Raw genomic sequence first — 9,815 nt, forward strand, 5'->3', positions numbered from 1 at the left:
GGGGCAGTGATCTGCCCCAATGTTACTCAGTCAAATTATCTAAATATTTATTGATTTCGCCCAGCTCAGCCAGAGCACCACCCTTGTCATGGGCAGCGATAAACCCCTTTAGACGCCCCAGGCTCACATCTATACCGGTTATGGCATTCATTTCGGCATGGTATTCAAGCCTAGGAATGAGCTTGTTCCATCTCACTTCCAACTCATCCAAATCAGCTGAGGCATTTGTCCACTTTTCAGCTTCTATATTGCTGGCCAGTAAAGATTTGTAGTGGTAGACCTTATTCTTGTTGTCCTGGGAACCGAGTTTGTAGATTCCCCCCTGCATGATTACGACAAAGACCACTAGTACTAATAAAGGGATCATATAACGAATAATCTTGTTACCGATATTATTTGCCTGCATTATTTTCCCTCCGAGCCTGATCTTTATATAAATCCAGATATAGATTGCCAGCCCCGTCCAGGTAAGCCAGGAATACGTCAGAAATATGTTTTATGTTGTTTTTATTTAATTCCTTGCGCAGCCATTTACGATCCACCTTGGATTTCTGCAGGTTTTCTTCAATTATGACCCCGTCATAAATTAATTCTGTTCCCAAGCCGTTAGGCTGGGTAGGAAGGTTCATATCCTGAGGAGTTACCGGCAAAAATTCAGGTTTAAGTAAAACGGACAGCTTGCCATTAGTCTCAATTACCCCGAAGGCCACCTGTTTCAAGTCAAAAATACCTTTATCCCTTAGTTGTTCCAGAATGTCCGAAGCTGTATAACGGATTCTGCGCAGGGCTTCCTCCATGATCTGACCGTCCATAATAACGACACTGGGCTCACCTAACAGGTAATTAGTAGCGAGCCTTGATTTTAGGGTTATAAGCTGCAGGATTAAAACGGTAGCAGTCCAGGTTAATAGCCCTATCCAGTGGGGCCAGGCCCGGCTGCTCAGATCCACCGATAAGGAAGCGGCGATTGAACCAATCGTTATGCCGAGTACATAATCAAAAAAAGTAAGTTCGCTGATTTGCTGTTTACCAATAACCCGGGCAAAAATCAACAAGCTGAAAAAAGCGATCAGGCTTCTTGCCAGAACCACCAGACCTTCATTCAAAACGATCACCCCATTAATTGATTCCCTGCCAATATTATGACCTTTTCTTTGCCAACTATACAAAAGTGCGAGGGAGGACGGTTCTCACATGTCAAAATGCAAGACCTGGTTGAGAAAATCTTAACAGCCTCTCTAGTTGTTAATAATAAGGAATCAAGTGAATCTGTCCAGTGAGAAAGGAAGGGATAGAGGTTTAAAATAAGCATAAAGTCTGATAAGGCCATATTGGCAATGATTTTCAAAGGTAACAGCAAGTATAACCTGTTCTGGACAGAGAAAGCCCCGTCCAGAACAGGTGAATTTCAGCTAAGCCAGCCCAGGTGGGGTATCTTATTCCTTTAATATATCATTGGCGATAACCAACCTCTGTATCTGGGCGGTTCCTTCAAATATCTGCATTATTTTGGCATCCCGGAAATATTTTTCTACTGGATATTCTTTACTGTAACCATAGCCGCCATAAACCTGAACGGCATCTGTAGCCACTTTCATAGCTGCATCACCGGCCCAGCATTTGGCCAGGGATGACATTTGGGTATAGGGCAAGCCCATATCCTGAAGCGCACAGGCCTTTTGATAAAGAAGTCGAGCGGTTTCAACCTGCATGGCCATATCCGCCAGGATAAACTGGATAGCCTGGAATCTACAAATGGGCTGGCCAAACTGCTGCCTCTCCTTGGAATACTTTACGGCACATTCAAATGCTCCTTGAGCAACCCCTACCGCCATAGCTGCGACAACTGCCCGGGAGAGATCCAGCGTCTTCATGCAGATTTTAAAACCTTCGCCCTCTTTGCCGAGCAGATTTTTGCTGGGCACCCTTACATCTTCAAAGATCACCTGGGTAGTGTTGGAACTGCGTATGCCCAACTTGTCTTCTTTGGGGCCGATAGTTATACCGGGAGTATTTCTATCAACCATGAAAGCACAGTGACCTTTATAACCCAGCTTTTTATCCAGGGTGGCAAAAACGGTATAAAGTCCGGCGACTCCGCCGTTGCTGATAAACTGTTTGGTGCCGTTTAAGATATAATCATCTCCGTCTTTGACGCATTTGGTGGAAAGTCCTCCGGCATCTGAGCCGGCCCCGGGTTCAGTTAAACAAAAAGCAGCCAGATCGCCTTCGTTCATACGGCCATAAAACCATTTCTTTTGTTCATCATTGGCGGCAACATAGACTGGGTCAGCTGCCAGCAAGGTACTGGCGGCCAGGGTGGTAGCCAGCCCGGCATCACCACGGGCTATTTCTTCAACTACAATTCCTTGAGACAGATGATCCAGCCCGGAACCTCCGTATTCTGCCGGTACACCGATCGTCATTAATCCCAGATCATGGAGTTTTTTAACCGTATCATAAGGAAATGTATCTTTAGCATCCCATTCCTGGCAATAGGGGAGAATTTCATTGTCCGCAAAATCACGGGCCATCTTTTTAATCATTATCTGTTCTTCAGTCAAGGTAAAATCCATTTTAATATTTCCCTCCTTATTTTTAAATGCAGTAGCAAACTTAAATATCTCTCGTCCAAAGGGAGGCCATGGCCGGTCCGCCGCCAACACAGAGCGAAGCCCCGCCCAGGGTAAGCCCCAGACGCTCCATTTCATAGTACAAGGAAACAATGATGCGCAGGGCGGTACAGCCTACTGGATGCCCCAGAGCAATACCTGATCCATTGTGATTGCATTTGTCCATGGATAAATCAATATTAAAATCGTTTTTTAGCATCCGGCCTACGCCAATAAACTGGGCCGCGAAGGCCTCATTGATTTCCCAGTATTCAATATCTTCATATTTGAGTCCGGCTAGCTTGAGTGCTTTAGGGATAGCTACAGCCGGACCTAAACCCATAAGCTTGGGTTCTACGCCTTCGGCGGTAATGCTGATCATTTTCATTAAGGGTTTAATTCCTAATTCACCGGCCTTGGATTTAGACATTACTATAACGGCAGCAGCTGCATCATTTATTCCGGAGGCGTTGGCAGCCGTAACGACTCCGCCTTTCTTAAAGGCAGAAGGCAATTTTGCCATTGATTCAAGGTTGGCATCGGGAATCATATGTTCATCGGTAGCATATAGGGTAGTGGCTTTTCTGCTTTTTATTTCTACAGGAACGACCTCCCGCTGAAAAATGCCTTCCTGGACTGCCCGGGTGGCCCGCTGATGGCTCATTAAGGCCAGCTCATCGCACTCTTCACGGGTGATACCGTAGAGTTCAGCTACGTTTTCAGCGGTAATACCCATATGTCCGGGAACCATGCCATCAAACAAACCATCTAGCGTAATTACGTCCTCGATACTGCCGTTGCCCATGCGATATCCACTGCGTGCCTTGGTTAGCAGGTAAGGCGCATTGGTCATGCTCTCTGTTCCGATTACGAGGGCAATATCGGTTTTTCCCAATTGAATATTGTTGCAGGCAATCTCCAGAGCTCGCATTCCCGAAGCACAATTTTGATTTACATTACAAGCATTGCTGCGTACCGGAAGTCCCAACGCCATGGCCACCTGGCGGGAAGGCAAAGAACCCTGGGCGTGTGGGTATACCTGACCCATTACCAGTTCATCAATCATTTCGACCGCAACCCCGGCCCTTTCAATCGCAGCCTTGCCAGCAGTAATGGCTAATTCTTTAGCACTAACATCCTTAAGACTACCCAAAAATTTGCCGATGGCGGTTCGACATGCACTTACGATCACAACTTCTTTCACCTGATCAAACTCTCCTTTCCAAATAAAAAATCCTAAGATTTGAGCAAGACCTAAATGGTTATGCCCGATACTTGAAGCAAATATTGCTTAAATTGCAGCGCCAAAATAAGCAATGTATCCATTTAAATTGCAAGAATTGTGCCAATATTATAAAAAATATTCAGGACTCAAGAAACTGGCTTTTGCAGCTTATAAAGTGGCATAAAAGAAGTGGGGGTATAGCAATTTGAGAATAGGATTGTCAGCTAAATATCCATAAACCCATGACGGTCAATGATGGGGTGATTCTTAAGAATATCTCAATATGCGAATACTTTTGCAAGGTTGCAAGAAGATGTGAGGTTAACAACAAAAGAAGTGTTTTCTATATGCCTTTACTCAGGCAACGTTGTTAGAGTGCATTGCGGCAATGCTTAACTGCACCGAGTTTTAAAGGTTATATTTTTTTAATTTGCGGTAGAGTACGGAAGGGTGAATGTCCAGCATTTTGGCAGCGAGGGTTTTATTATCGTTGCAGTATTTTAAAGAGCGTATTATCATCTGATGCTCCAGGTTTTCCAATGCCTTGTTCAACGGCAGGTTAATATTAGGATCCAGGTTTTGCTCAACGTTATTCTCAATCAGGGTCGGGAAGTGATGTTGCCTGATAGTTGATTCATTATCAATGCAGGCTAGATTAATAGCCCTTTCCAGTAGATTTTCTAATTCACGAATGTTTCCGGGCCATTTATAAGACTTTAAAAGGGATAAGGCGTCACAATCGACTTCGAAGCGCGGGGTATTAAGCTTGCGGCTGAGTTTATCCATAAAATGATTGACCAAAAGAGGAATGTCTTCGCTGCGATCCCGCAGGGGAGGCAACATCAGGGTTACTACATTGAGGCGAAAATACAGGTCTTCCCTAAATTTGCCCTGCAAAACCGCTTCCTCCAGGTTAACGTTGGTAGCGGCGATAACCCGCACATCAGCAGTAATGGTGTGACTTCCGCCTACCCTTTCAAATTCGCGCTCCTGAAGAAATATCAGGAGTTTGCTCTGCATAGCCAGGGGCATCTCACTGATTTCGTCCAGGAAGATAGTACCGTGCGCAGCCATTTCTAATTTACCTTTTTTACCGCCTTTTTTGGCCCCGCTAAAAGCCCCTTCTTCGTAACCAAATAATTCTGATTCCAGTAGGTTTTCTGGTATGCAGGCACAGTTGATGCGTACAAAGGGGGCAATGCGGCGCGTGCCGGCATTGTGAATGGCTTGGGCAAACAATTCCTTCCCGGTTCCGCTTTCACCAATAATTAAAACATTGGAAATGTTGTTGGCAACCTGTTTAGATATGGCCTTTGGTTTGGAAATAGTGGAACTTGAACCAATAATGTTATCCAAGGTGTAACGCGTTTTGTAACCGGAATTTATAGGGTGGATCTCTGCATCCCCGGAATCTGGGGAACTGAAATAAGATGCCATATTTATAGCCGTGGACATATCCAAAAACAGGCTTTTGGACATGGCACCTACAATCTGACCCTTGTCATAAATAGGCGCCCGCATGGCTACCATTTTTCGACCCTTAATGGAACAGATTTCACAGAGGTTGCTTTCACCCGATTTAATGGTTTCAGGTAAGCGGGAGCGAGGCATAATAGCCTCGATTGGTTTTCCAATGCTTTCCGATTTATCAATTTCCAAGATATTGGCTAAGGTCTGATTAAGATATATTACCCGGCAATGGTTGTCTATATAGATAACACCCGTATAAGGGTCTTCAATCATCAACTCTAGCTTTTCCAGATGATATGTAGCATCAGTAACATGTAGCCCTTCCAATGCCATACCCTTCTTTCTAACATGCATTATTAAATAAAATTTTTTCCTAATTATAAATATACCATATCAAATGCAAGAATATTGTCAAAATTATGGCAAATAATCATTCTATTTGGGGTGAGAGGTGAGAATAAAAGGGATTGGAGTATAGAATAGGGGAAGGCAATCCTATCCGAGAGTAGCTTTCAAAGATCTAGGAAAAATAGGTTTATAAAACGCCAAAACCGCCAGTTAAGGCGGTTTTAGCGATGAAACAAGCAAATCTATAAGCGGAGTTCTGTATTTGATAGTCATCTATCTGGGATGTCAGTTACCTGGCACCTCTAGCGACCTAACCCGGGAACAGGCGGGCAACCTTATGTTCCTCTATTCGGTCTTGCTCCAGGTGGGGTTTGCCTAGCCAAACAGTTACCAGTTTGCTGGTGAGCTCTTACCTCACCGTTCCACCCTTACCGTTAACGAAGGTCACAAGCCAGAAGCGCTCTTTTATCCTAACTCCGATCTCTAAGTTCTGTCCTCCGACTTCCGACCTCTGACCTCCGTTACCGGCGGTTTATTTCTGTGGCACTTTCCTTGGAGTCGCCTCCACTGGACGTTATCCAGCACCTTGCCCTACGGAGCTCCGACTTTCCTCGGGTAAAATACCCGCGACTATCTGATTTACTTGCTCAAATATTATACATCAAAACAGGAATTTATGCAAAAACCCCTTTTTAAACTCTGTAAATAGATAGAAATGTGTAATAGTATGCGATAAATAAAAAAAAATTAATGCTTGGCAGGAATATGCTTGCTTTTAGAGAACTAATATTTATAGATAAACGGATATATATATCCGCGCAGAGTTTTTATTTGGCTCAGAATATCCTTGTTTAAGATTAAGCTTAGTAATAGAATAATAAACAAGAGCAATAATTTAAGGGGGGTGAAAAGGTGTTAGCTGACAATCCACTTTTTACCATCTTGCTGGTTGTAGTAGCAATCTACATATTTTTGAAATTTTGCGGATGGGCAAAGGGTTTCCAATTATCCGGTCAATTGCGAAAATGGGTGTTTATCCTAACCGGCTTAGGCATGGTAGTATTTAATTACTTGTATGCCAAGGGAAATGCTCTAATTCATGCTACCGGTGATTGGAGCGGAGCAACCATAGCATTGTTGGCATCCCTAATCTGGGTATTTATATTTGCATTTGCCTTGATGGCGGAAACCAAACCTAACGAATAATAAATCAATAAAGGCGGCATGCGCCGCCTTTTTGCATTTAACAGGTAAATAGACGCGGATCACGCGGATTTACGCAGTTTAATAGACACAGATAACACAGATAAGACAGATTTACACAGCAACCTTAATAGCGACCGTTAGGGAGCATCAGTAGTACCCGTAGGGTGCAACCTTAATTATGAACGAAGTTCATATCAGTAGTCCCCGCAGGGTACAACCTTTGGTCGCTCCGATGTAGCGGAAGCTTTAGCTTCCGGTGGGAAGCAGAGCTTCCCCGTATGTATAGCGAACCATATAGTAAGAAAATAGATTTTTAATAGACGCGGATCACGCGGATTTACGCAGATTTACGCAGTTTAATAGACACAGATAACACAGATAAGACAGATTTACACAGCAACCTTAATTATGAACGAAGTTCATATCAGTAGTCCCCGCAGGGTACAACCTTTGGTCGCTCCGATGTAGCGGAAGCTTTAGCTTCCGGTGGGAAGCAGAGCTTCCCCGTATGTATAGCGAACCATATAGTAAGAAAATAGATTTTTAATAGACGCGGATCACGCGGATTTACGCAGATTTACGCGGTTTTAATAGACACAGATAACACAGATAAGACAGATTTACACAGCAACCTTAATAGCGACCGTTAGGGAGCATCAGTAGTCCCCGCAGGGGGCAACCTTTGGTCGCTCCGATGTAGCGGAAGCTTTAGCTTCCGGTGGGAAGCAGAGCTTTCCCATCTGTATCACGCAACATTTTCAGAGGTGGTTGTGACCTGCGGTTATGGGCGGGTTAGTAAGGAAATAGACGCTGATCACGAGGTAACCTTAATATCAACCCGGCACTCAATAATGGAAGAGGAGATTATAAAGGAAGCGATATCGGTGCCCCGCAAGAAGGCATCCCTTGCTATCCAACCTATTAAGTGCCGGGCTATGTTTCTGCAACGATTTTACCTGTTTCATCCAGAACGTAATCCCCGAGTCCCGCGAGTTCAGATCTAAAGGCAGTCGAGGCTAGTATCTCCATAACTGCTTGAAATTCTGGTTTATGTAGATCCTCTTTTCTCAAAACCAGTTCGTAGCGTTCTTTTTGCAGGGGAATAAATTCAATACCTCTCACCATCATAGCCGCTTTTTCGTTACCCAGGGCAAAATCCGCATCGCCTCGGGCAACTGCGCTGGCCATAGCTTGATGGGAAGTACTTTCTTTTTCATAACCGTTAATCTCGTGCCGGTTGAGTTTCATCTGATATAAATGCTCATCCAGAAGAACCCTGGTACCGCAACCAGGTTCCCGGTTAATAAAACGCAGTTCGGGTCGGGCCAGATCCTCCCAGCCTTTAATATCCAGCGGGTTGCCCTGGGACACATAGAAACCCTGTTGGCGCATGGCCAAGTGAATAATTACGGTTGGGATACCAGGGACGATGCGTCGAACATAAGGAATATTGTAAATGTCTTTGTCACTATCCCAGAGATGAATACCTGCCATATCGGCGTTCCCATGATAAAGCTGTAAAAGGCCTGCAAAACTGCCGGCATTATGCCGAAAAGCCCGGCAGCCTTGAGGATGTGTTTCCAAGTGACGGCAAAGTATGTCTAAAATCAGATCCTGACCGCAGATGACCAGACCCGGGGCATTAAACGGGTATTCCTGGCGGGGAGGTTGCAAATCGGATGGCATGGTTGCTCCTGTTTCTGCCATATTAGATTTCTTGCCTTGCCTTATGTAAGCTTCAATATCTTTCTGTTCTATACGAATCTTGCGGCCTATCCGATAAGCCGGAAGTTCTCCGCGTTTAACCATTTCATAAACGGTTAGCTTGCTTATTTTAAGAATATTGGCAACTTCCTCCGGGGTTAAAGAACTATCTTCCCTCATCATAATGAATTACCTCCAAATCTTAAGTAATTTTAGCACAATTCAAGTAAACTGGAAAGCAATTCAAGGGCAACTCCCAAATTGAGTGCTGACCACAACCAGCCATAAAAAAGCAGTGTAATTTGGCTGCAGATAGCGTGTTGCTAATTTAAGATTAAATCTGTGCCAATCATATTAAAAGTCCCCTGCGGGGACTACTTATGCTCCCTAACGGTCGCTATTAATAAATATGTGTCTGATTAATCCGCCGCATTTATTTTTTAATTAATAATCCCCAGTCTCGCCCCGTGGGGCTAAGACCAGGGATTTAATCAGGAAAGGCAGCTTATAAATATTGGCCGGCGCTAATCATTTTAGGCTTTAACGCCTTTATCCTGAGCAACCTTGGCCGCAGGATCTCTCAGATAAACAAACCAGTAGGCCATACCAACGAAAATAGCTCCGCCAACGATGTTCCCCAGGGTAACCGGGATCAGGTTGGCATTAATAAAGTTGCCGTAGGTGAAAAATTGGGCAACCGCATCAGGTGTCATTTTCATAGCTGTTGCAGTGGCTTGGGGAGCTGCGTTGGCAATGGTAAGGCCCATGGGAATAAAGAACATATTGGCCACGCAGTGCTCAAATCCGCTGGACACGAAAGCCATGATGGGGAAGAAGATGCCAAAGATTTTGCCTACCACATCTTTGGAGGCGAATGCCATCCACACAGCCAGGCACACCAGCCAGTTACAGCAGATACCACGGAAGAAAGCAGCACTCCAAGTCAAAGACATTTTGCCCTGGGCTATTCCTACCGCCTTGGCACCCATGCCGGAAATAGCCAGCGCGCCGGTAGCATCTTTAGTACACCAGTACATACCTGCAAAAATAATATATACGAGTAACAAGGAGCCGGCAAAGTTAGCAAAGTAGACGACTACCCAGTTATAAAAGAGGCCGCCCCAAGTGGCTTTACCGTTTAAAACGGCGGCCATACAGGCCATGTTGTTGCCGGTAAAAAGTTCTGCCCCGGCGATTACGACCAGCATCAGGCCGACCGAGAAGACGGCGCCAAATAAAAATACATTCGC

The 9,815-nt window shown here is 44.7% G+C and carries 8 protein-coding genes and 1 other RNA gene; 1 reads left to right on the forward strand and 8 read right to left on the reverse strand.

The window, feature by feature from the left end:
* Positions 1–22: 22 nt before the first annotated feature.
* The 6 genes from AAV90_RS12830 to rnpB form a co-directional block, all read right to left on the reverse strand.
* The gene (locus tag AAV90_RS12830) at positions 23–406 is read right to left on the reverse strand and encodes a DUF4363 family protein (protein WP_046499822.1); all 384 of its coding nucleotides are present in this window, start codon (positions 404–406) and stop codon (positions 23–25) included.
* Positions 393–1,106, reverse strand: a complete 714-nt coding sequence (locus AAV90_RS12835; RefSeq protein WP_046499823.1) for a DUF421 domain-containing protein — start codon at positions 1,104–1,106, stop codon at positions 393–395. Before AAV90_RS12835 ends, AAV90_RS12830 begins: the two co-directional genes overlap by 14 nt.
* 330 nt (positions 1,107–1,436) lie before the next feature.
* On the reverse strand, positions 1,437–2,576 hold the full coding sequence (locus AAV90_RS12840) for an acyl-CoA dehydrogenase family protein (RefSeq protein ID WP_046499826.1): 1,140 nt from the start codon (positions 2,574–2,576) through the stop codon (positions 1,437–1,439).
* 40 nt (positions 2,577–2,616) lie between these two features.
* Positions 2,617–3,816 (reverse strand): thiolase family protein, encoded by a 1,200-nt coding sequence (locus AAV90_RS12845; protein ID WP_242847570.1) that lies wholly within the window; start codon positions 3,814–3,816, stop codon positions 2,617–2,619.
* Between the two features lie 429 nt (positions 3,817–4,245).
* Positions 4,246–5,661 (reverse strand): sigma-54 interaction domain-containing protein, encoded by a 1,416-nt coding sequence (locus tag AAV90_RS12850; RefSeq protein ID WP_242847571.1) that lies wholly within the window; start codon positions 5,659–5,661, stop codon positions 4,246–4,248.
* Between the two features lie 223 nt (positions 5,662–5,884).
* An RNA gene (rnpB, locus tag AAV90_RS14240) (RNase P RNA component class A) lies at positions 5,885–6,301 on the reverse strand.
* 266 nt (positions 6,302–6,567) lie between these two features.
* Here rnpB and AAV90_RS12855 point away from each other — a divergent pair.
* On the forward strand, positions 6,568–6,861 hold the full coding sequence (locus tag AAV90_RS12855; RefSeq protein ID WP_046499832.1) for a hypothetical protein: 294 nt from the start codon (positions 6,568–6,570) through the stop codon (positions 6,859–6,861).
* Positions 6,862–7,794: 933 nt separating this feature from the next.
* Here the strand turns inward: AAV90_RS12855 and AAV90_RS12860 are convergent.
* Positions 7,795–8,745, reverse strand: coding sequence for a helix-turn-helix transcriptional regulator (locus AAV90_RS12860; RefSeq protein WP_046499880.1), 951 nt, complete (start codon positions 8,743–8,745; stop codon positions 7,795–7,797).
* Positions 8,746–9,098: 353 nt separating this feature from the next.
* Positions 9,099–9,815 (reverse strand): formate/nitrite transporter family protein (locus AAV90_RS12865; RefSeq protein ID WP_157609581.1); only part of this gene is annotated, 717 nt, incomplete at its 5' end.

Source organism: Syntrophomonas zehnderi OL-4, from assembly GCF_000983115.1.
Taxonomy (GTDB): domain Bacteria; phylum Bacillota; class Syntrophomonadia; order Syntrophomonadales; family Syntrophomonadaceae; genus Syntrophomonas_B; species Syntrophomonas_B zehnderi.